The following is a 21,209-nucleotide window of genomic DNA, read 5'->3' as shown; positions in this document are numbered from 1 at the left end:
CGCGCGCCATCGGGTGTCTGACACCCGATGGCACATCACGGCCACCCGGCGCCGAACCGGTCACGGTCGGCCATTTCGGAGGGAGGGAGACGGGTGATCGACCCGTGTCCCTTGCCGACCGGGTACCCGATCGGAACCATGCCGACCGTCGCCCACCCGTCGGGGATCCCGAGCACTGCTTTCACCTCGTCCTCGTGTGTGCAGTGCAACGTGGTGAGCGTGCATCCGAGCCCCTCCTGAACACAGGCGAGCATGGCGTTCTGAACCGCCGGATAGACCGAGCCGCCGCCGACCATGCTCACTCGATCGAGCTTCGCGTCGGTGATCGCCATCATCGCCGGGTTGGCGCAGAACATCAGGATCGCCGGAACCTGATGCAGGTTCGCGGCGAGATGGTCGCCGGCCGCGGCGACGCGCTCCCACGACGCGAGCTCATCGGCCGGGCGGTCGGCCATCATCTTCAAGAACGCCACCGCGTACCGCTCCCACTCGGGCGCGTAGATGTCCTGCAACGCCCGCTTCGTGTCCGGCTCGGTGACCACCACGACGCGCCACGGCTGGGTGTTCCCACCGGTCGGCGCCCAGCACGCCGCCTGGAGCACCCGCTCGAGGACGTCGTCCGGGATGGGGTCGGGCCGCAGTTTGCGGACCGCGCGCAGGGTGCTCATCACGTCGTACAGCTCAGCCATCCGCCGAGTCTCCCATTCCTGCCATCTCGTGAACTGCTCCGGCGCTCCGTGCGCCAACTGTTCACGAGAACGGGGTGACTACGTTCGGGGGGATGAGCGACAGCGGGCAGGGACAACGGTTCGAGGGAACGATCGGGACCACGATCGCCGACTCGACGCCGTGGTGGCCGGATTCCGAGTCGGATGGTCCGCGCCGACGCAACGTGCTGCTCGTGCTGCTCGACGACGTGGGCTATGCAGACTTCGGCTGCTACGGATCGGCGATCGCGACGCCGGCGATCGACCGACTCGCCGCCGAGGGCATCCGATCCACCGGTTTCCACACCACGGCGATGTGCTCGACCACCCGGGCCGCGCTCCTGACGGGCCGCAACCATCACGCGGTCGGGATGGGCTGCCTCGCGAACTTCGACAGCGGGTTCCCCGGCTACCGGGGCAAGATCAGCGCCGACACCCCGACCCTTCCCGAGATGCTCGCGCCCCACGGCTACCGCAACTACATGGTCGGGAAGTGGCACGCCACGCGCACGACCGAGACGGGACCGACCGGACCGTTCGACGGGTGGCCGCTCGGTCGCGGCTTCGACCGCTTCTACGGATTCCTCGACGCCGAGACCGATCAGTACTCGCCCGAACTCGTCCGCGACAACACCCACGTCACCGCCCCGGGTGACCACTCGACCGGCTATCACCTCAGCGCCGATCTGGCCGACGAGGTGATCCGCAACCTGACCGATCACCACGCCTCCACGCCCGACGCACCGTGGTATCTCCAGTTCGCGCCCGGTGCATGCCATGCGCCGCATCAGGCCCCTCGCGAACTGATCGACCACTACACCACGCAGTTCGAGCACGGTTGGGACGTCGAGCGCGAACGTCGGCTCGCCCGACAGATCGAACTCGGCATCGTTCCCGCCGGCACCGAACTTCCGCCGCGCAACCTCGGCGTGAAGGCTTGGGACGAACACACCGCGGACGAGCACCGCCTCTTCAGCCGCCTGGCCGGCGCCTACGCAGCGATGCTCGACCATTTCGATCAGCAACTCCAGCGGGTGATCGACGCGCTCGAACGCACCGGTCAACTCGACGACACGATCGTGCTGGTGCTCTCCGACAACGGCGCGAGCCAGGAGGGCGGTCCACTCGGGTTCGTCAACGCGATGGCCCCGTTCAACATGGTCCCCGAGCCGCTCGACGAGAAACTCGCGCGCCTCGACGACATCGGCGGACCCGACACGCACTCGAACTTCCCGCACGGATGGGCGATGGCGGCGAACACCCCGCTGCGCATGTACAAGCAGAACACCCACGGTGGCGGGATCCGCGATCCGCTGGTCATCCGCACGCCCGACACGGCCGTCCACGCTCGCGGCGAACTGCGCCACGACTTCTGCCACGCGTCCGACCTCGCTCCGACGATCCTGGACCTCCTCGGTCTCGACGCCTCCGAGATCGACGACGTGACCGGGGTGAGCTTCGCCGACACGTTGACCGCCGGCGCGAGTCCAACCGCCACCAGGAAATCGACGCAGTACTTCGAGATGTTCGGCCATCGCGGGATCTGGCACGAAGGATGGAAGGCGGTCGCCTGGCACCCGGCCGGCTCGTCGTTCGACGACGACCGGTGGGAACTGTTCGACCTCACCACCGACTTCAACGAGTGCCACGATCTGGCCGACAGCGAACCGGAGCGGCTCGCAGAGTTGATCGAGCTCTGGTGGAGCGAAGCTCGTGCGAACCAAGTACTTCCTCTGGACGATCGTTTCGGAGAACGATTCGCCGAGAACGCGGAACGGTTCCACGGCGACCGTCGGCGCTACGTGTTCACCGCCGGCATGGGACACCTCCCGTCCGATGTCGCTCCCGATCTCCGGAGCCGGAGCTACACGGTCACCGCCCGGATCCACCCGTACGCGGCGGGGAACGAAGGCGTGCTCATCAGCCACGGCGACGCCACCTGCGGCTACTCGCTCTTCGTCCGCGACGGACGTCTCGTGCACGACCTGAACATCGGCGGCAGCCACCAGCTCGTCGAATCCGACGTTCCGATCGACGACGGTGCGACCGAGCTGGGTTTCCGGATGCAGCGACGGCCCGGCGACGGTCCGTTCCCGCACGGGGTCGGCACGCTGACGGTCGACGGCGTCGAGGTCGGTCGGATGGAGACCGATCAGATCTTCTGGTTGATGATCTCGTGGTCCGGCCTCGACATCGGACTCGACCGTGGCACCACGGTGGCCGACTACGACAGAACCGGCCGACACGTCGGGCCGTTCACGTTCACCGGATCTCTCATCGACGTGACGGTCGACCTCGACAACGACCAGGACGTCGACCACGAAGCGGCGGGAGCGGCGGAACTCGGTCGCGAATAGACGTCGATCAGCGCAACAACGAGCGGCGGCGACGTTTCGAGCAGGCCATGACGCGGTACCGCTCCGACATGAGCGACTCACATGCCGAATCCCTCGATCCCACCGTGCTCGGAGAAAAGGTCGGCGACGATCGGCGGCCCGCCGCCGACTATCCGCCCGAGGAACCGCTCGGCGTCGAAGATCCGTCGATCGTCGAGGACGGGATCATCGCCCGCGATGACGTGGCGTCCCGCGACGAACGCGAACAGCCCGAGACCGACGAGACCGCGACCCGCCAGGATCGCGAACGCGTCACCGATGGTCTGATCGACACGAACGTCTCACCGGACGGCAACGATCACGAGGAGCGACTCCTCGCCGACAGCGGTGACCGCGACACCGGTCCCGAAGCCGGCGCACTCCACGTCGAGAACGACTGAGCCGGTTCCGCCGTCAGCCTCTGTGCGGGGGCGTGGACGCGGAACGGCCCGCTCGGATGACCGAGCGGGCCCCGTGTGTACTCCGACCGCTGTCGACGACGGGAACGCCGTCGACAGCGGTGTGGCTCATGACTTCTGCAGCGCTCCGATGAGCTCGGCCTTGGTCATGCCACTGCGACCGTCGATGTCGAGTTCCTGTGCCCGGTCGTACAGGTCGGACTTCGTCCAGGTGGCGTAGTCGCCGGGATCGGTGGCGACCTTCGCGTCGTCCAACGCACCCTCGACCTCGTCGGTGACCGCGTCCGCGGTGCGACTCGCCTGAGTCTTCGCCTGGCCGGTGGTCTCGGCGACGCCCTTCTTCACCGCTGCGGTGGAGCGATCGATGTTGGAACGGGCCTGACCGGCGGTTTCGCTGACGCCACGCTTGATCGAGTCGACGGTCCTGGTGACCGCTGCACCGGCCTGGCCGGTGGTCTGCTTGACACCGCTCTCCACGGTGTCCGATGCGCGCTCGGCGGCGGCACGCGCCTGGCCGGTGGACGTGGCAACTGCGTTCGAGGCCTCGTCTCCCACCGAGCTGACTCGGGACCGGAGCGAGCACACTGCGGATTCGACGATGTCGTTCACGCGCCGAGCCGACGACCGGTATGCGGCCAACGCTTTCGACGGGATGGGCGGGAACTGCTCCTCCCAGCTGTCCAGTTGTTGGGTCAGGGAGTCGTTGAAGCTGTTGATGGTGCGTTCAAAGGTGTTGGTCATACTCCAGGATTACCCACTTCGACGAGACGGAAAACCGATTCGAGTGCGACGTTCGACACGCGGCGCGCTGAAGCTCACAGCCACTTGTCGACGACCGTGGACACCCGTTCGGCGACCTTCTGCGGCACGCTCCGGTCCGCCCATCGGGAGGGATCGAGTTCGATCGAGTTCATCAGATCGTCGTCGAAATGCCGATCGAGCACGCTGACGAGCTCGTCGTCGACGAGCACGACGTTCGCTTCCTCGTCGTGCTGCATCGACCGCTGATTGAAATTGGTCGACCCCACGGTCGCGATGCGGCCGTCGACGGTGATGATCTTGGCGTGCATCATCGAGACCTCGTAGGTCCGGATGTCGATGCCGGCGTCGAGCAGGCGCTGGTACTCCTCCTCCCCGGCGATCTGGATGAAGCGCTTGTCGGCATGTTCGCCAGGGACGAGCAGCGTGACGTGCACCCCGCGCTCGACTGCGTCGATCAACTCGTCGACCACGAATCGATCGGGGTTGAAGTACGCCGTGGCGATCCGGAGCCGCTTCTCGGCCATCGAGATCAGCGTCATGATCATCCGCCAGACGTCGCTCGCCCCGGTCTCGGCCGAGCCGCGCACGACGAACATCGTGGTCGAGCCGTACTCGTGGAGGTCGACATCGTGCTCGTTGCGCGGGTCGTATCCATCCTCGTGCTGGTCCGCCCAGTTGTCGACGAACGCGGACAGCAACCCCGCGACGGCGGGTCCACGCACGGCGAGGTGGGTGTCCCTCCACTCGTTCTCGTTCTGGGCGTCCCCGGTCCACTCGTCGGCGATTCCGACTCCACCACAGAAGCCGATCGAGTTGTCACACACGAGGATCTTGCGGTGCGTACGACGATTCGCTTCGTTGATCTTCGGCACCTTGTTCTTCTCGAAGAACGGTCGAAACCAACGCACATCGCATCCGGCAGCGGACATGTCCCCGATCAGCCCGGGATCGATCTTGCGCGCTCCGACCGCGTCGAGCAGGACCCGGACGCGACAGCCTCGCTTGGCGGCAGCACACAATTCGTTCGCGAACTCGATGGCGATGTCGCCGGACCAGTACACGAAGGTCACGAAGTCGATCGTGCGCGTGGCCGAGCGAATCGCATCGAGCATCGCCGGGAAGATCTCGTTGCCGTTGCGGAGCACGCGAACCTCGTTGCCGACGGTCGGAGGAATCCCGAGCAGACCATGGAGCCGGTCGATGTCCTGTCGTTCTTGCTCGCTCGTCGTCATGCGTCCCACAGTCAACCATGTCGCCGGTCCGTCGTGCGCCGAGTGTCCGACACGCACCGCAACGGCATCGACCGGTAGTTTCGACTGGTCATGGCGTCCGGTGACCAACCGATCGACTTGACCGACCCCGTCGACGCCGATCATGCGGGCCGCATCGGCCGCGCCTGGATCGAACTGCGACGCGGAGCGTGGACGCAGGAGTTGCGCTGCTACCTGGTCGGACACGACCAACCGCTCGAACCGGGCCAGATGGATGCGCTCGACCTGTTGGAGCGCGAGGACCGGACGATGAAGCAACTCGCTGAACGGATGCGGATCGACCCGTCGAGCGCCACCCGTGCAGTGCACCGTCTCGTCACCGACGGGCTCGCGGTACGCGCTCCTGCACCCGACGACGGACGCGTCGTCATGGTGCAGATCTCCGAGCAGGGGCGGACCCGCCACGCCGAGGTGGCCGCTCGCCGCGCTCACGCGATGTCGCTCATCCTCGGTGAGTTCACCGCGGAGGAACGCTCCGACCTCGCCGACCTCCTCGATCGCTTCGTGCAGTCGTTGGACGCGACGGTCGACCGCCTGTCGCCGTGACGCGATCGACTCGATCGGAGCGCTCCGGCTTGGTGACGATCCGCGCGGTGACCGTGGCGGGACCGAACGTACCGGTTCCGCGATTCGCCGTGCCGCCGATCGGGGAGTCGGTCCGTCGCGGACGCGTCGGATCGCAGGCACGGCTGGTTGCGTCGGGCGCCAGTCGGTAGTTTCGTTCCGATGGCTGATCAGGCGGTGTTCGCAGACCAGGCGATGCAGTACGCGCCCCAGCTGTTCGCGGCAGCGATGCGCATGACACGCAACCGGGCCGACGCCGAGGACCTGGTCCAGGAGGCCTACCTCAAGGGTTTCCGCAGCTTCCACACGTTCACGGAGGGCACGAACCTGCGCGCGTGGCTGTTCAGGATCCTCACGAACACCTACATCAACAAGTACCGCAAGAAACAGCGCAGCTTCGACGAGAGCGACCTCGGCGACATCGAGGATCTCTACCTCTACAAGCGGATGGGCACCTTCGAGGACGCGTCGATCGGTCGGTCGGCCGAGGAGTCGCTGATGGCGATGCTGCCCGACGACGAGGTCAAACAAGCGCTCGAGGATTTGCCGGAGAATTTCCGACTCCCGGTGATCCTCGCCGACGTCGAAGGGTTTGCGTACAAGGAAATCGCCGAGATGCTCGACATTCCGATCGGCACCGTCATGTCGCGGCTGCATCGGGGAAGAAAGGCGATGCAGAAGGCGTTGCACGATTATGCAGTCGCACGAGGACTGCAGCGGGAGGACGCCCCGCAATGACGAACCGAGAACCAGGATCACCCATGGATGCATGCGACGAACCCGATTGCGAGGAAACGTTGAAGGAACTCCACGTCTTCCTCGACGAGGAGCTGTCCACCGAGGCGAGCGCCTCGATCAAGGGACACCTCGAGGACTGCCCCGACTGCTTCGGCGCATTCGACTTCCACGCCGAACTCAAGCAGGTGATCCGAGCGAAGTGCCGCAACGAGGAGATGCCGCCCGGGCTGCTGAGTCGTATCGAGCGCTGTTTCGACACCGACTTCGACGGCGACGGCAAGATCGGCTGACTCCCCGCACCGCGCCGCGACGGATCAGTGGCGCCGCGGGACCTGGCGATAGTCTCGTCGCATGCTCGGAACTGTCTGGCACATCTGGATCGGCGTCCTTCTCACTGCCGTGGTACTGGGGGCCGCCATCGGCCTGATCGCCTATTACATGATGAGTGTCCAGGCCAAGAAGTACCCGGGTGGCAAACAGCGGCGCCACCAGGACCTCTGACCGCCACCGCAACGTCGTACACCGGCGAGCTCCTCGCTCGCTGCAACTTTCCACCTCCGCGCACCGCGGTCACGTGCGCGCTGTCGGGCGGCCCCGACTCGTCTGCGATGGTCGCGCTGGCGGTCGCTGCCGATCTCGACGTCAAGGCGGTCCACGTCCACCATGGTCACCGATCGAGTTCCGATCTCGATGCCGCCGCCGCCGAGCGCATCGCCACCCAGCTCGGTGCGACGTTCCGGTGCGAGCACGCACATCTCTCGGACGGTCCGAACTTCGAAGCCCGTGCACGCGACGCCCGCCGCAGGTTGATCGGCGCCGACGCCCTCACCGGGCACACCGCGGACGATCAGGCCGAAACCGTCCTGCTCGCACTCCTCCGAGGGAGCGGAGCGACGGGGCTCGCGGGAATGCAGCGGGACCATCGCCACCCGCTGCTCGAGTTGCGCCGCACCGAGACCCGCGCACTGTGTGACGTGCTCGGACTCGATCCGATCCACGACCCGTCCAACGTCGACCCCCGGTTCCGTCGCAATCGGGTCCGGCGCGAGCTCCTGCCACTCGCGGACTCGATCGCCGACCGAGACACCATTCCGCTGATCTCACGGACCGCCGACCTGTTGCGCGCCGACGACGAGTTCCTCGACACGCTCAGCGCCGACCTCGACCCCACCGACGCCCGCGAGCTGGCCGCAGCACCGGTCCCGTTGGCCCGTCGTGCCGTCCGTCGATGGCTCGCGGTCGACGGCTACCCACCCGACGCCGCCGCGATCGAACGCGTGCTCGACGTCGCCGCGGGCACCCGCGCGGCCTGCGAAGTCGCCGGAGTCGGCCGGATCCGCCGCTCACGTCAGCGGTTGTCCGTCGAGCGTGACTCGGATCACGATCAGGTCTCGGGAACGAGCTGACGCGGCGGGCCCGAGCATCAGAACTCACGGTCCCGCGGCCGATCGACGTCGTCGGCGAGCGCGGAGGTTCAGCGCGCTGACGCCACGGGAGCGAGAACCGGGTGTTGTCCGAGCCAGGCGGGGAGGCGCCGACGGAGGGACCGGGGACCGGAGGTGACGAGCAAACCGTCACGGACCGCGTCGTCGAAGGTCGAGTCGCCCATCCAGATCTGCGTGAGCGTCCGCAGATGCGTGTCGACGACGACGTCGACCTGCCGACGTGGGTCGACATCGCACAGGTCGACCACGCCTCGGTCGACGACGAACCAGTAGTGCTTCCGGCGGTCTCCCGGCAGCACCAGGTCGAGCATGACGACACATGCCTCGGAACCCAGTCCAGTCGGGTCGAGGAACCGGCGCACGTCCCACAGCAGCTCGTCCGGATCCAGTTCCCGGTCGGAGTAGGTGCTGCGCACCCACCGCTGTCCCCATTCACCGATCGCCTGCACGATCGGGTACAACTCGCTTCCCGCAGGGGTCAATTCGTAGCGAACGCCGGCAGCGGTGTCGGTCCGGTCGACGACGTCAGCCCGCTCGAGTTGCTTGAGCCGTTTCGACAGGGTGGCCGGCGGGCACGCGGGCAAGCCGCGGCGGAGCTCGGTGAACCGGGTGCTTCCGCACAGGAGTTCGCGCACGACGAGGATCGACCAGCGGTCGCACAGCACCTCGGCGGCCTTCGAGACCGGACAGAACGAGCCGTACTCGGACATACCGAACGATATCCACGCCCCGACGGAGCCGACAGTTCATTTCGTGTACCGGGTTGATACAGCACGTGAACTCGCGTACCGCGCCTGAGCCGTGGACGATCGAACGAGACCTCAAGGACGCGGCACCGCCGACGACTTCGACCATCGATCCCGAGGAGGAACACCCATGGACACGATCGCCACCGCAATCGAGCGACTCGAATCCGCCATCGAACAGCGCCGCGGATTCGGCGTGGGAACCGCACGATCGACGACGACTCTCGGTGAAGGCCTGCACTGCTCGACCGTGGAGGGTGCGTGGTGCACGCACGCCGACCTTCCGGGAGCCATCGGTGGCGGCGGGTCGGCACCCACACCCGGCGTCCTGCTTCGGGCCGCGCTGGGGAGTTGCATGGCCATGAGCTACCGGTTGCGCGCCGCCAAACACGGAATTCCCGTGACCCGCATCGACGTGACCGTGGAGACCGACTCCGAGGTCGCCGGAATGTTGTCGCTCGATGCTGCGGCACCTCCCGGCTACACCGGCGTCCGCTACCACGTCGAGATCGACAGCCCGGCCTCACCCACCGATGTGCAACAGATCATCGACGAGGGCGACCGGCTCAGCCCGATCCTGGACGCGCTCGGCCGCGAGAACGCGGTCCATCGCACGTCGACAGTCCTGGCGGGCGGAGCCTGACGTGGACGCGAAGCTGCAACGCTGGGTTCAACGGCGAGGATGGGATCGCGCCTCGACCTGCTACGAGCGGTACTGGCAGCAGCAGTTGCAACCGGCGATCGACCTGGTCCTCCAAACGGCCGACCTCCAGCGCGGCGAAGCCGTCATCGATGTCGCCTGCGGCACCGGACTCGTCGCTCTGCGGGCCGCTCAGCAGGTCGCCCCGACCGGCCGCGTCCTGGCGACGGATCTGTCACCGAGGATGATCGCCGATCTCTCGCGGCGGGCGAGGTCTCGCGCCGTCGACAACCTCCGGGCCCTCTGTCGGGACGCCGAGGACCTCGGCGACCACGCCCCGTTCGACGTCGCCGTGTGTTCGCTCGGACTGATGTACGTGCCCGACCCCGGTGTCGCGGCCGCAGAACTCCATCGCGTCCTGCGGCCCGGCGGCCGCGTCGTCGTCTCCGTCTGGGGTGAACGTGCACGGTGCGGGTGGGCCGAGCTCTTCCCGATCGTCGCCGCCCGAGTCAGCTCCGATGTCTGCCCGATGTTCTTCGCCCTCGGCGCGCCCGGCGCGCTCACATCCACCCTCGAAGGCGCAGGTTTCGTCGACATCGACGAAACCCGACTGGCGGTCGACCTCGTCTACGGCTCCGCCGAAGACGCACTGGGCGCGGCCTTTCTCGGCGGACCGGTCGCCCTCGCCGCGTCGCGCTTCGACGACGCCACCCGCCGCTCCGCGCACGCGGAGTACCTCGCATCGCTGGACGACTTCAGCGAGGGACCGGGCTACCGGGTCCCCGGCGAGTTCGTGATCGCCTCGGCACGCCGAGTCGAGAACTGTCGTGATCCACGACGACCCACATCAACCAACCAGAAGGGAACACCACCATGACCACGATCACCGACACCCCAATCGACAACGGCGTCGACACCGCGGCACTCCTCGGAGCACGCGAGGCGCTCAGCACTGCCCCGCAGGCGGCCGAGTTCACCTGGCGGGCGAACTGCTCATGGGTCCACGGCACGCACAGCCGCACGACCGTCGACGGATTCTCCGGCCTGGGCGCGGACCACGACCATCGCAGCACGTTCGTGTTCGACGCCGACCACCCGGAGTGTTTCGCCTCCCAGGACCTCGGTGCGACACCGGCCGAGTACGTGCTCGCCGCGCTGGTCAGCTGCCTCACCGCCGGCGTCGCAGCGGTGGCCCAGCACCGCCAGGTCCAGCTGACCTCCGTCTCGGCGACCATCGAGGGCAACATGAACGTCCTCGGTATCCTCGGGGCGGACCCCGACGTGAGGAATGGTTTCGACGACATCACGATCCGCTTCGCGATCGAGGCCGATGCGTCACCGGACGAGGTCCGGGCAATCGTCGCTCAGTCGCAGAAGCGGTCCGCCGTGTACGACGTCGTCACCAACCCGACGAACGTCACCGTCGAGATCGCCTGACGATCGCCAGACGATCGAACCGCAACAGCTCAGGACAGAGCGTGGCCGACACCACCACCGTCATCATCGGCGCCGGTCACGCCGGACTGGCCATGAGTCGCCGTCTCACGGAACGCTCGATCGACCACGTCGTGCTCGAGCGCGGTGAAGTGGCGCACTCGTGGCGGACCGAACGCTGGAACTCACTCCGACTGCTGACACCCAACTGGCACAGTCGGCTCCCCGGCATGGGCGACTGCGACGCAGACCCCGACGGATTCATGTCGATGTCCGAAGTCGTCGCGCTCCTCGCGGAGTACGCCGAAGCGATCTCGGCACCGCTCCACGACCGCACCACCGTCACCCGCGTGAGTGCAGCCGGAACGGGGTACGACGTCGTGACCGACCAGGGCGTCTGGCGGGCGCCGACGGTGGTACTGGCCAGCGGATCATCGAACATCGCCGACGTCCCGGCGATGGCGCAGCGGGTGCCGAGGTCGGTCACCATGTGCACGCCGCTGACCTACCGGTCGCCCGACGACCTCGACGAGCGTGGCGTGCTCGTGGTCGGGGCGTCGGCCACCGGGATCCAACTCGCCGACGAGATCCAGCGCAGTGGGCGGCCGGTCACCATCGCCGTGGGCGAACACGTCCGTCTGCCTCGGTCGTACCGTGGGCGGGACATCTTCTGGTGGATGGACGCTTCGGGCATCCTCGATCAACGCTACGACGAGGTCGACGACCTCGTCCGCGCCCGGCATCTCCCGTCGCCCCAACTCATCGGTCACCCGGATCGACGATCGCTCGATCTCAACGCGCTCGCCGCCACGGGTGTCCGGGTGGTCGGCCGGCTCGCCGGCATCGACCGCGGGACCGCGCAGTTCTCCGGCGCTCTCGCCAACGTCTGCGCACTGGCCGACCTCAAGATGAACCGCCTGCTGGACTCGTTCGACGATTGGGCCCGACGAACAGGCGACGTCGATGCGGACGCACCGGAACGCTTCGCGCCGACCTGCGTGAGCGCGAGACCCACACTCGGCATCGACCTCGGCGACGGCCACATCGGAACCGTCATCTGGTGCACCGGGTACCGGCCCGACTACCGCTGGCTGGACGTGCCCGTGTTGGACCGCCGGGGCCGCATCCGTCATGCCGGAGGCGCCGTCGTCGACGCCCCCGGCATGTACCTCCTCGGTGCGAATCTCCTGCGGCGCCGCCGGTCCAGCTACATCGGTGGGGCCGCATCCGACACTGCCGACCTGGCTGCGCACCTCCATCACCATCTCGGCCGGAACCGTGAGTCGACGGCAGCCCTCATACGCAGCTGACGCGTCCAGCCCGGTTTTCGCTCCGCGACCTCGACCGGGTAGCGTGATCAGCCGTCATGAGCACCCCAGAAGACGTACTCCTGCACCTCACGGGCTCGTTCCGCTGATGGCACCTCGACTCCGCGGAAAGTGGGCGCTCGGGATCACCCCACGAAACTTCACGTGGGTCCTGAAGGACAAGATGGCCATCTGCGAGCGACCGGGTGGCGTGGGTGAGAATCACCGCCGAGTTCGCCGCCAGGAGGAGATCATCTGGCTTCGCGAGAACGGTTTCGGCTGCGTGATCTCGATCATCGCCGCTCCCCACAACCTGCACAACTACGACGAACTCCAGATGCCGTACCGGCACCGGCCGTTCAACACCGAACACCCGGATCCGTACCTGAAGTCGCTGTACACCGAGATCCGCGAGCTGCTCCGGCACGACACCAAGCTGATGGTCCACGCCGATGAGCTCGGCGATCGCCTGGTCGGCGTGATGGGCGGCTACATCCGCTGGTCGGGTCTCGTCGACGACCCCACGCAGGCGATTCAGGTCACCGAACGCATCGCCGGCCGCCAGCTCGACCCGTTCGCACGCGAGATCATCATGCGTGCGGACACTCTCCGCTGACGACGCGCTGCATCGGGCGATCGGTCGTTGCGCGCACTAGGTTTGACCAATGGCTGGAATCCGGGTGTTCGTGAGCGGAGTGGGTGGCGAACTCGGTACTCAGATCGCCATGCTGCTCGAGGACGAGCCGTGGGTCGGGTCGTTGGCGGGAATCGATGCCGATCCCCCGCGTCGTCGGTTCCGGCGGACGACGTTCCACCGCATCCACCCCGACGAGCACGACAAGACGGTCGAGACCGTGATCGACTTCGATCCGCACGTGCTCGTCCACGTCGGAGTCTGGGAGCCCGACTCGCGCGCCAAACCCGACCTCGCCGCTCACCTCACCGACCGGGCGGCGCTCTCGGTTCTCGGCGCGGCTGCCGAGTGCCGTTCTCTCGAGCACGTGATCGTCCGCAGCGGAATCCAGATCTACGGTGCCGGACCGGGCTCGCTCACGCGTCCGGACGAAACGGCACCGCTCCTTCCCACGTCGGCGTGGGGACATACCGTTGCAGAGATCGAGCGCACCGCATCGAGCGTGGCCGCACGCGTCGGAGTCGGGGTCGGAGCGGTCCGCCTCGCGTCGGTCATCGGTCCCCACGTGCCCTCGCCGCTCGGTCGGGTCCTGCGTCTACCGGCCGTGCCGTACAACGTCGTCGGTGACCCGTCGTTCGCCGTGATTCGCCAGAACGACGCCGCGCGGGCGATCGTCGCCGCGGCGAGCCGACGTCTCGACGGACCGGTGAACGTCGTGGCTCCGCAGTCGGTCACCGTGCGCCAGGCTGCCCACCGCGGTCGTCGGGTGGCCATCCCCACGTTCGGTCCGCAGTGGCCGGTCGCTCGACGGATGTGCCATCTCGCCGGCGCACCGGTGCCCGATCATGTGGCCGAGATCCTGCTCCACGGCCGCCTCGCCGACAACGGTCGGATGCGCGAGCTCCTCGGAGTCGTTCCGGAACAGACCACCCCCGAGGTGATCGACGATCTCTACGGCTGGCCGAGCGTGATCCGTCGCCCCGCACGAAAGCAGGTCGCCTGATGGCCGAGTTGGCCGATGTCCTCCCGATGCCGAACCGGTCGGACGTCGGTTCCGAACCGCAGTCGCCGTCCATCGGCGGGGCCGTGTCCGACGTGAATCGTCGCATCGGGGGCTTGGTGAGCGCGATCGCGTCGACGGCGACCAGCGGCGTGCGGTCCGCCACGAGCCGATTGACACAGGAGTCACGCGACGCCACCGACGATTGGGGCTGCGATCCGGTGCTCGTGCGCAACATGATGATGCTGGCGCAGCTCCGGTGGGACGTGTCGACCGGTGGGGATCATCATCTCCCCAAACGTCGAGGAGCGCTCGTCGTCGTCAACTCGCCGCGCCTGTCGCGCAGCTCGATCTTCACCGCCTTCGCCATCAGCGAAGCGATCGATCGTCCCGTCCGTTTCGTCGCCAAGCGCGAGCTCCTCCCGGTGACTCCGTTCGATCGACGGATCGGAGGCCTGCGGGACCATCCCGACGAGATCGCAGGAGCGCTACGCGCCGACGAGGTCGTCGTGCTGGGGGCGGCGCCGACCAACGGTTTGCGGTCGGTCGGAACCGTCGACCACGTCCTGATCGGTGCGGCGTTGGCGACCTCGACACGAGTCTTCCCCGCCGCCACGACGTCGTCCCCGTTCGCCCGACGGGCCCGCGTCGAGATCGGTTCGGCCAGTCATCCGCCGCGCAAGCGTCGGGGCCCGCTCACCGAGCTGGAATTGGCCGATCGGGTGCGCTCCGAGGTCCACGACCTCCTGAACGAGATGGGCGATCTCGGCACGGGGACACCGTTGGACTGGCTGCCGTTGGCCGGAGGAGGCAACTGATGACCTACATCCGCAGCAGCGACGGTGTGCGTATCCACTATTCCAAGACCGGCCGTCCGGGGGCGCCACCCGTGCTGTTCATCCAGGGCCTCGGCGCCGCCAAGTCCGGGTGGGCGCTGCAACGTCTGGCGACAGCTCCGTGGTATCAGGCGATCGCACTCGACAATCGCGGCGCCGGTCGGAGCGACAAGCCGCACACCCCGTACTCGCTCGAGCAGATGGCCGACGACGCAATCGCCGTTCTCGACCACGCCGGGATCGACACCGCCCACGTCGTCGGGGCGTCGATGGGTGGAGCGATCAGCCAGATCGTCGCCGTGAAGTATCCGGAACGGACCCGTTCGATCACGCTCGCCTGCACCGCAGGCACCAACCATCCGTGGCGCGAGGACCTGCTCGTCGAATGGAGCGAGAACGCCAAGCAGGGTGGCATGGGAATGATGAGCCGGGAGGCCATGCGCTGGGTGATCGGCCCACGATCGTTCCGACGGCTGCTGCCGGCGATGGGTTGGCTCGGACCGCTCGCGCTCGGACGACCATCGCACGCGTTCTCCAATCAGGTCGACGCGATCATGAACGTCGACACGTCGATGGTCGACGAGCTGGAGAACATCGACGTTCCGGTCCTCGTGCTGGTCGGAAACCAGGACATTCTCACGCCGCGCGGTGACAGCGAGGAGTTGGCCGACCGGATCCCCACCGCCGAGTTGGCCGTCATCAGCGGCGCCGCCCACGGGTTCATGATCGAGCACGCCTCGACCTTCAACCGCGTCCTGCTCGAGTTCCTCGGGCGGGCCGAGACCGCGTGGCAGCGTCGAGTCGCCGAGACGGGGAGCGACACGCTGAAGTCCGCATGAAGGTCGTGATCGTCGGGGCCGGCATGTCCGGACTTGTCGCGGCCCGTGCACTCACAGAAGCGGGCGCCGAGGTCACCGTCATCGACAAGGGTCGATCGGTGGGTGGGCGCATGGCCACCCGGCGGATCGGTGCCGGTGTCCTCGACCACGGTGCTCAGTTCTTCACCGTCCGGACACCAGCGTTCCGGTCACGAGTCGACGACTGGCTCGAACGCGGTGTGGTCCGCGTGTGGAACCACGGATTCGAGGTCGACGACGGATACCCGCGATACGTCGGTACCGCGGGAATGAACTCGATCGCGAAGGATCTCGCCACGGAACTCCGCGTCGAGACCTCGACGATGGCGTTCACCGTTCGAGCCGGTTCCGGCACCGAGCGCTGGGAGGTCGTCATCGACGACGGAACGGTTCGCCCGGCCGACGCGGTGATCCTGACCTGCCCGATGCCGCAGACCATCGCTCTGCTCGTCGATGCCGGAATCGATTTCGGCGGACCGATGGAGCTCACCGAGTACGACCGGACGATCGGCCTCCTCGTCACCCTCGACCGCGACGTCGAACTTCCGGGCGCCGGCGGCGTGCAGGAGGCCGACGACGTGTTCAGCTTCATCGGCGACAACGCCCACAAGGGCGTGAGCTCGGTTCCGTCGGTCACGTTCCACGCGCGCCCCACCTGGAGCGAGGAGCATTGGGACGACGACACCCTGATCGAATCGCTCAGGTCGGCTGCAGCCCCTTGGATCGGTGAGGCGTCGATCATCGATGCGCAGGTCAAGAAGTGGCGCATGGCCACGCCACGCGAGGTGTGGCCGGACCCCTGCTGGACCACCGAGGACGACACGATCGTGCTCGCGGGGGACGTCTTCGCGGGCCCCAAGGTCGAAGGCGCACACAATTCCGGGCTGGCAGCCGCCCACGCCCTTCTCGGTTGACGGTCACGCCACGGAGTGGTCAGGAATCGGGGGCTTCGACCTCGGGATCGAGGATGGGGACCGCGGTGGTCTCGGGCATCACGACGTTGCCGTCGAGCGAACCCTCGAAGACCACGGTGGTCGGCGGAGGGATGAACTCCTCACCGCAGATCACTGCCGTGACCTGGCGGGTCTCGAGGTCGACGACGCTGGTGCTCCCGGGACCGAACCGTTCGAGGAAGTCGCTGAAGCTGACGACGTCGTCGCCGCACGTGTCCGCGTCACGCTCGATGATCGGGGCGTAGAGGACTTCCCAGCCGTTCTCGAACTCGGCGAATCCATCCTGCAGGTCGACGATCGGACCCAACTCGACCGTGTCACGTGGGCCGGCCGGAAGCAACGCGAACCACACGACCGCATCGCCGAGGACGTCGGCGAGCAACACGCAACGGTCGGGATCCTCGAAGTTCTCGCACGTCACCTCGCCGGGAGTCTCGGGCACGATGTGAGCGATGCGCTCCTCGGTGATCACCGCGTCGAGCACTCCGATCGATCGACCGTCGTCGCCGATCGCGAAGTTCGGCGACGCCTCCACGCGCTCGACCGACTCGATCAGGTCCACGCGCCGCGGGATGATGTTCCCGTCCTCGTCGTAGCTCGCTGGTGCCGCCACGGCGGTGTCACCCTCGAGACCCGCGCTCGCGAACACTCGGTCGACTCCGATGGCCAAGAGCACCAGGGCTCCGATCGCGGCGAAGAACCGCCACGTCAACAACTGTCTCACCGGGACAACGGTACCGAAGCAACGGGTGTGCGGAGCGGCACCCCGCGAGACTCGCTCAACCCGTCGCCGCGGTCGCCGCGGCGCGTGACGCAGCGTCGGCGATGCGGTCGATGACGTCGTCGGTGTGGGCGAGGCCGACGAAGATCGCCTCGTACGCGCCGGGAGCGAGCGCGACACCCTCGGCGAGCATCGCTCGGAAGAAGCGGCCGTACGCCTGCTCGTCGGTGGTCTTCGCGTCATCGAAGTTGCGCACGGGGTCGGCGGCGTCGGCACCACACACGATCCCGAGCAGCGTCCCGACGACGGGGAACCGCGCCGCGAACCCGGCCGACGCGCACGCGTCGCGGAGCAGAGCCGCCAGATGGCGGGCGCGCGCCAGCAACTCGATGTAGACCTCGGGGGTCAGCTGGTCGAGCGCGGCCAACCCGGCAGCGGTGGCGAGTGGATTGCCCGACAGCGTTCCGGCGTGGAACACCGGACCGAGCGGTGAGAGCTGTTCCATCACGTCGGCGCGACCACCGATCGCACCGATCGGCAGGCCGCCACCGATCACCTTGCCGAAGCAGGTGATGTCGGGCGTGACGTCGTACTTCTCCTGCGCTCCACCAGGAGCGAGGCGGAACCCCGTGATCACCTCGTCGAAGATCAGCAGCGCACCGACTCGATCACACTCGACACGAAGCCCCTGCAGGAAGCCCGGTTCCGGTGCGACCACGCCCATGTTCGCCGCGACCGGTTCGACGATCACTGCGGCGACCTCGTCGGTCAGTTCCGGAACCACGTTGTACGGGGCGACCATCGTCTCGGCGACCGACGCATTCGGGACGCCGGCCGTTCCCGGGAGGCCGAGCGTGGCGATTCCGCTGCCTCCGGCCACCAGGAGCGCATCGGTCGCGCCGTGGAAGTTGCCGGCGAACGTGACGATCCGGTCCCGACCGGTGACGCCGCGAGCCAGGCGAATCGCCGTGCTTGTCGCCTCGGTGCCCGAGTTCATCAGCCGGACGCGCTCACAGCTCGGCACTCGCGCCGAGATCGCTTCGGCCAGTTTCATCTCGCGCGGCGTCGGCGCTCCGTACGACGTGCCGTCGGTCGCCGCGGCGGCGACCGATCCGGTGATCGCCGGATGCGCGTGGCCGAGGATCACCGCTCCGTAGCTCTGCACCAGATCGAAGTAGGTGGTCCCTTCCACATCGGTGATCGTCGCGCCCTCGGCGCGAGCGACCACGTACGGCTCTCCACCGACCGATCGGAACGCCCGAATCGACGAGTTCACGCCGCCCGGAATCGCCGCGCAGCTGCGCTCGAACAGCGTCGTGTTGGACGGCACACCCGCACCGGTGCACACGGTGGGTGAGCAGCCGGCGTCAACGCACGCCACGGGGTCGCAGAAGGGGATCATCTCGGTCATCGGTTCTCCGTCATGTCAGGAACCATCGGGTGTCAGACACAGAATGGTTCAGCGGCGCTCGGCGAACCAGCGCGTGAAATAGGTGAGGATGATGGTGGCACCCGCCCGTTTGATCGCCGTCAGGTGCTCCAGTGCCACGGCGTCGGCGTCGATCCACCCGCGCTCACCGGCGGCGTGGATCATCGCGTACTCACCACTCACGTGGTACGCCGCGACGGGGACGTCGACGTGGGCCGCCACATCGGCGATCACGTCGAGATACGAGAGCGCCGGCTTGACCATCACCATGTCGGCGCCTTCGTCGAGGTCGAGGTCGATCTCGCGGAGCGCCTCGGCGACGTTGCGGTAGTCCTGCTGATATCCCTTGCGGTCACCCCCGTCGGCGATCGACACGTCGACCGCATCACGGAACGGCCCGTACAGGGCACTCGCGTACTTCGCCGAATACGCGAGAATCGACACGTCGACGTGACCGGCCCCGTCGAGTGCCTCGCGGATGACGGCGACCTGGCCGTCCATCATTCCGCTCGGTGCCACCACGTGTGCGCCGGCCGTGGCCTGCGCGACCGCCGCCTTGGCGTAGATCTCGAGCGTGGCGTCGTTGTCGACCACACCGTGATCGTCGACGATCCCGCAATGGCCGTGGTCGGTGTACTCGTCGACGCACAGGTCGGCCATCAGGACGACCGAGTCACCGAATTCGGCGCGGAGATCGCGGAGCGCCACCTGCACGATCCCGTCGCGATCGTACGCGCCACTGCCCACCGTGTCCTTCTCGGCCGGAACCCCGAACAGGATCACCGCCCGGACGCCGAGATCGATCAGCTCGCCGACCTCGGTGCGCAGCGATTCGATGGTGTGTTGGACGACGCCCGGCAGCGACTCGATCGGTTGCGGCTCGTCGATGCCCTCGCGGACGAACAACGGCGCGACCAGGTCGTCGACTCCGAGGCGAACGTCGGCGACGAGTTCGCGCAGCGCCGCGGTTCGTCGCAGCCGTCGTGGCCGAACGTACGGGCTGCGCTGCTCAGAACTCACGGGCGCCAGCCTACGGGCGACACCGAGGGCCACCCAGCCCGCAGTACCGTGAGCGCGTGGCCGACGATTCGCGATTCCGGATGGGCAGATTGGACCACGTCCACATCCGCGTCCCGAACCGGGCCCTGGCCGCCGAGTGGTATGCGACCCACCTCGGCTTCGAACCGGTCGACGAGTACGACTTCTGGGCCACCGATGTCGACGGCGGCCCACTGCAGATCTCCGCCGACGGCGGCCGAACGATGCTCGCGCTGTTCGAGGCGGGTGACGGGCACCCGATGGTCGCACAGGAGACCGGCGTCGCGTTCAGCGTCGAGCCCGACGTGTTCGTCGCCTTCTCCAGATCGCTCCCGAACGGCATCGTGCGTCCCGACGGTGAGCCGCTCACGCCTGCCGACGTCGTCGACTTCGACCTGTGCTGGGCGTACGACTTCGCCGATCCGTGGGGCAACCGGTACGAGCTCAATTGCTACGACTACGACACGGTCCGCGACGAGCTGATCGGCGGCGACGGGATCACTCCCGTGCGGTACTGGCCGCGCGAGGTGTACGACCAGCGCACTCGCCGCTGAAGTCGACGCTTCTCAGGAGCCGAGCTGGATGGTCTGGTCACCGGCGAAGTCGCCGCTCATGACTCGCACCACGAGCTGGCCGTTCGTGAGCGACGCTTCCACGCCCGAGCCGTAGCCGGACGGAAGGTCGAGCACCCGCTCGTATCCGCCGTACTCCCACTCGTGGACCACGAAGTCGCGAGGGCCGGAACTGCGGAGCTCCGCCCAGAAGCGCACCCGGTTCTCGGTCAGTTCGACGGAGACGTCGCTGTCGGCGACCCCGGCCAGTGGTGCGACGATCACGAACGCGCCGTCGGTGGTGTACGCGTTGACGGGAACACGCTGCGGCACCATCGACCGAGCACGTTCGTCCGTGGCCGCAACGACGTCATCATGCGACGGACGGTTCGAGGTCATCCACCCAGCGTAGGTCCCGCCGGTCGCTGCTGTCGAGAGGCCCCGGTGGCGCGACTCCGTCAGTCCGCGGCGCTGCTCCACGCAGTGATCACGGTGTCGATCACTCCGACGAGCGAGTGATCCGAGGCGACGTGGGTGACCGCGAGGCCTGCGTCCGCGGCAGCGTCCGCGGTCGTCGGCCCGATCGCGACGACCATCGGCGGGAGCGCATCAGCGGCGCGGTCGCCGAGCGCTTCGGCCCACCCGAGGGCGGCCGAACCGCTCGCGAACACGACGGCGTCGGCGGCATCGATCGAGGCCAGCCCCCGGTCGCCGGGAACGCGCAACACCGTGCGATACGCGACGGCCGCGGTGACGTCGTGTCCCGCCGCGCGGAGGCCGTC

General features: G+C 67.6%; 26 protein-coding genes. 17 read left to right on the top strand and 9 right to left on the bottom strand.

Annotated features, from left to right (window positions below; genetic code table 11):
- Positions 1-35: 35 nt before the first annotated feature.
- A complete protein-coding gene (locus ON45_RS17055) occupies positions 36-689 on the bottom strand; it encodes a nitroreductase family protein (RefSeq protein WP_051063255.1) in 654 nt (217 codons plus the stop codon).
- Between the two features lie 92 nt (positions 690-781).
- Here ON45_RS17055 and ON45_RS17050 point away from each other — a divergent pair, with 92 nt between their 5' ends.
- Together ON45_RS17050 and ON45_RS17045 are read left to right on the top strand one after the other, a co-directional pair.
- Positions 782-3,064 (top strand): arylsulfatase, encoded by a 2,283-nt coding sequence (locus ON45_RS17050; RefSeq protein ID WP_040495408.1) that lies wholly within the window; start codon positions 782-784, stop codon positions 3,062-3,064.
- 68 nt (positions 3,065-3,132) lie between these two features.
- On the top strand, positions 3,133-3,483 hold the full coding sequence (locus ON45_RS17045) for a hypothetical protein (protein WP_148288739.1): 351 nt from the start codon (positions 3,133-3,135) through the stop codon (positions 3,481-3,483).
- Between the two features lie 126 nt (positions 3,484-3,609).
- Here the strand turns inward: ON45_RS17045 and ON45_RS23695 are convergent, their stop codons facing one another.
- Both ON45_RS23695 and ON45_RS17035 read right to left on the bottom strand, forming a co-directional pair.
- On the bottom strand, positions 3,610-4,242 hold the full coding sequence (locus ON45_RS23695) for a Rho termination factor N-terminal domain-containing protein (protein ID WP_206537724.1): 633 nt from the start codon (positions 4,240-4,242) through the stop codon (positions 3,610-3,612).
- Between the two features lie 74 nt (positions 4,243-4,316).
- Positions 4,317-5,495 (bottom strand): phospholipase D-like domain-containing protein, encoded by a 1,179-nt coding sequence (locus ON45_RS17035; RefSeq protein WP_040495417.1) that lies wholly within the window; start codon positions 5,493-5,495, stop codon positions 4,317-4,319.
- Positions 5,496-5,585: 90 nt separating this feature from the next.
- Between ON45_RS17035 and ON45_RS17030 the strand changes: the two genes are divergently transcribed.
- From ON45_RS17030 to tilS, 5 genes are all read left to right on the top strand, one after another.
- Positions 5,586-6,080 (top strand): MarR family winged helix-turn-helix transcriptional regulator, encoded by a 495-nt coding sequence (locus tag ON45_RS17030; RefSeq protein WP_083915098.1) that lies wholly within the window; start codon positions 5,586-5,588, stop codon positions 6,078-6,080.
- A 180-nt stretch (positions 6,081-6,260) separates the two neighbouring features.
- Positions 6,261-6,836: a sigma-70 family RNA polymerase sigma factor gene (locus tag ON45_RS17025; protein ID WP_040495397.1), complete on the top strand. Its 576-nt coding sequence runs from the start codon at positions 6,261-6,263 to the stop codon at positions 6,834-6,836.
- A gap of 23 nt (positions 6,837-6,859) precedes the next feature.
- Positions 6,860-7,126 carry a mycothiol system anti-sigma-R factor gene (gene rsrA / locus ON45_RS17020; protein ID WP_040495395.1) on the top strand — a complete coding sequence of 89 codons (267 nt, stop codon included), beginning with the start codon at positions 6,860-6,862 and terminating at the stop codon, positions 7,124-7,126.
- Positions 7,127-7,187: 61 nt separating this feature from the next.
- Entirely contained in the window at positions 7,188-7,337 is a 150-nt protein-coding gene (locus ON45_RS23195; protein WP_158412478.1) for a hypothetical protein, read from the top strand.
- Complete coding sequence (tilS, locus tag ON45_RS17015; protein ID WP_277619186.1) at positions 7,334-8,242, top strand: tRNA lysidine(34) synthetase TilS; 909 nt, start codon at positions 7,334-7,336, stop codon at positions 8,240-8,242. Before ON45_RS23195 ends, tilS begins: the two co-directional genes overlap by 4 nt.
- 68 nt (positions 8,243-8,310) lie before the next feature.
- Here the strand turns inward: tilS and ON45_RS17010 are convergent, their stop codons facing one another.
- Positions 8,311-8,991: a winged helix-turn-helix transcriptional regulator gene (locus ON45_RS17010; RefSeq protein WP_040495393.1), complete on the bottom strand. Its 681-nt coding sequence runs from the start codon at positions 8,989-8,991 to the stop codon at positions 8,311-8,313.
- Positions 8,992-9,157: 166 nt separating this feature from the next.
- On the opposite strand from ON45_RS17010, the gene ON45_RS21745 reads away from it, so the two are divergent.
- From ON45_RS21745 to ON45_RS16965, 9 genes are all read left to right on the top strand, one after another.
- Entirely contained in the window at positions 9,158-9,670 is a 513-nt protein-coding gene (locus ON45_RS21745) for an OsmC family protein (protein WP_051063251.1), read from the top strand.
- 1 nt (position 9,671) lies between these two features.
- Positions 9,672-10,544 (top strand): class I SAM-dependent methyltransferase, encoded by an 873-nt coding sequence (locus ON45_RS17000; protein ID WP_206537723.1) that lies wholly within the window; start codon positions 9,672-9,674, stop codon positions 10,542-10,544.
- The gene (locus tag ON45_RS16995; RefSeq protein ID WP_040495391.1) at positions 10,541-11,104 is read left to right on the top strand and encodes an OsmC family protein; all 564 of its coding nucleotides are present in this window, start codon (positions 10,541-10,543) and stop codon (positions 11,102-11,104) included. The genes ON45_RS17000 and ON45_RS16995 overlap by 4 nt, the downstream gene beginning before the upstream one ends.
- 41 nt (positions 11,105-11,145) lie before the next feature.
- The gene (locus ON45_RS16990; protein WP_040495389.1) at positions 11,146-12,411 is read left to right on the top strand and encodes an NAD(P)-binding domain-containing protein; all 1,266 of its coding nucleotides are present in this window, start codon (positions 11,146-11,148) and stop codon (positions 12,409-12,411) included.
- A gap of 106 nt (positions 12,412-12,517) precedes the next feature.
- The gene (locus tag ON45_RS16985) at positions 12,518-13,024 is read left to right on the top strand and encodes a protein-tyrosine phosphatase family protein (protein WP_040495387.1); all 507 of its coding nucleotides are present in this window, start codon (positions 12,518-12,520) and stop codon (positions 13,022-13,024) included.
- A gap of 49 nt (positions 13,025-13,073) precedes the next feature.
- On the top strand, positions 13,074-14,045 hold the full coding sequence (locus tag ON45_RS16980) for an NAD-dependent epimerase/dehydratase family protein (RefSeq protein ID WP_040495385.1): 972 nt from the start codon (positions 13,074-13,076) through the stop codon (positions 14,043-14,045).
- Positions 14,045-14,860 carry a lysophospholipid acyltransferase family protein gene (locus tag ON45_RS16975; RefSeq protein ID WP_040495383.1) on the top strand — a complete coding sequence of 272 codons (816 nt, stop codon included), beginning with the start codon at positions 14,045-14,047 and terminating at the stop codon, positions 14,858-14,860. The genes ON45_RS16980 and ON45_RS16975 overlap by 1 nt, the downstream gene beginning before the upstream one ends.
- The gene (locus ON45_RS16970) at positions 14,860-15,717 is read left to right on the top strand and encodes an alpha/beta fold hydrolase (protein WP_040495381.1); all 858 of its coding nucleotides are present in this window, start codon (positions 14,860-14,862) and stop codon (positions 15,715-15,717) included. The genes ON45_RS16975 and ON45_RS16970 overlap by 1 nt, the downstream gene beginning before the upstream one ends.
- Positions 15,714-16,649 (top strand): NAD(P)/FAD-dependent oxidoreductase, encoded by a 936-nt coding sequence (locus ON45_RS16965; RefSeq protein ID WP_040495379.1) that lies wholly within the window; start codon positions 15,714-15,716, stop codon positions 16,647-16,649. The genes ON45_RS16970 and ON45_RS16965 overlap by 4 nt, the downstream gene beginning before the upstream one ends.
- 19 nt (positions 16,650-16,668) lie before the next feature.
- Here ON45_RS16965 and ON45_RS16960 read toward each other — a convergent pair whose 3' ends face one another.
- From ON45_RS16960 to hemB, 3 genes are read right to left on the bottom strand one after another with little or no spacing between them, the layout of a single operon-like run.
- The gene (locus tag ON45_RS16960; protein ID WP_040495377.1) at positions 16,669-17,412 is read right to left on the bottom strand and encodes a hypothetical protein; all 744 of its coding nucleotides are present in this window, start codon (positions 17,410-17,412) and stop codon (positions 16,669-16,671) included.
- A gap of 55 nt (positions 17,413-17,467) precedes the next feature.
- The gene (locus tag ON45_RS16955; RefSeq protein ID WP_241432235.1) at positions 17,468-18,820 is read right to left on the bottom strand and encodes a glutamate-1-semialdehyde 2,1-aminomutase; all 1,353 of its coding nucleotides are present in this window, start codon (positions 18,818-18,820) and stop codon (positions 17,468-17,470) included.
- A 48-nt stretch (positions 18,821-18,868) separates the two neighbouring features.
- Positions 18,869-19,858 carry a porphobilinogen synthase gene (gene hemB, locus ON45_RS16950; protein WP_040495375.1) on the bottom strand — a complete coding sequence of 330 codons (990 nt, stop codon included), beginning with the start codon at positions 19,856-19,858 and terminating at the stop codon, positions 18,869-18,871.
- A gap of 56 nt (positions 19,859-19,914) precedes the next feature.
- Here hemB and ON45_RS21740 point away from each other — a divergent pair, with 56 nt between their 5' ends.
- On the top strand, positions 19,915-20,430 hold the full coding sequence (locus ON45_RS21740) for a VOC family protein (protein ID WP_051063250.1): 516 nt from the start codon (positions 19,915-19,917) through the stop codon (positions 20,428-20,430).
- Between the two features lie 12 nt (positions 20,431-20,442).
- Here ON45_RS21740 and ON45_RS16940 read toward each other — a convergent pair whose 3' ends face one another.
- Together ON45_RS16940 and ON45_RS16935 are read right to left on the bottom strand one after the other, a co-directional pair.
- On the bottom strand, positions 20,443-20,826 hold the full coding sequence (locus ON45_RS16940; RefSeq protein ID WP_148288738.1) for an Hsp20/alpha crystallin family protein: 384 nt from the start codon (positions 20,824-20,826) through the stop codon (positions 20,443-20,445).
- Positions 20,827-20,885: 59 nt separating this feature from the next.
- A partial coding sequence (locus ON45_RS16935; RefSeq protein ID WP_173400703.1) for a uroporphyrinogen-III synthase occupies positions 20,886-21,209 on the bottom strand: 324 nt, incomplete at its 5' end.

It is taken from the genome of Ilumatobacter nonamiensis YM16-303, assembly GCF_000350145.1.
GTDB classification, from domain to species: domain Bacteria; phylum Actinomycetota; class Acidimicrobiia; order Acidimicrobiales; family Ilumatobacteraceae; genus Ilumatobacter_A; species Ilumatobacter_A nonamiensis.
This window is presented reverse-complemented; position numbering and strand designations above follow the sequence as displayed.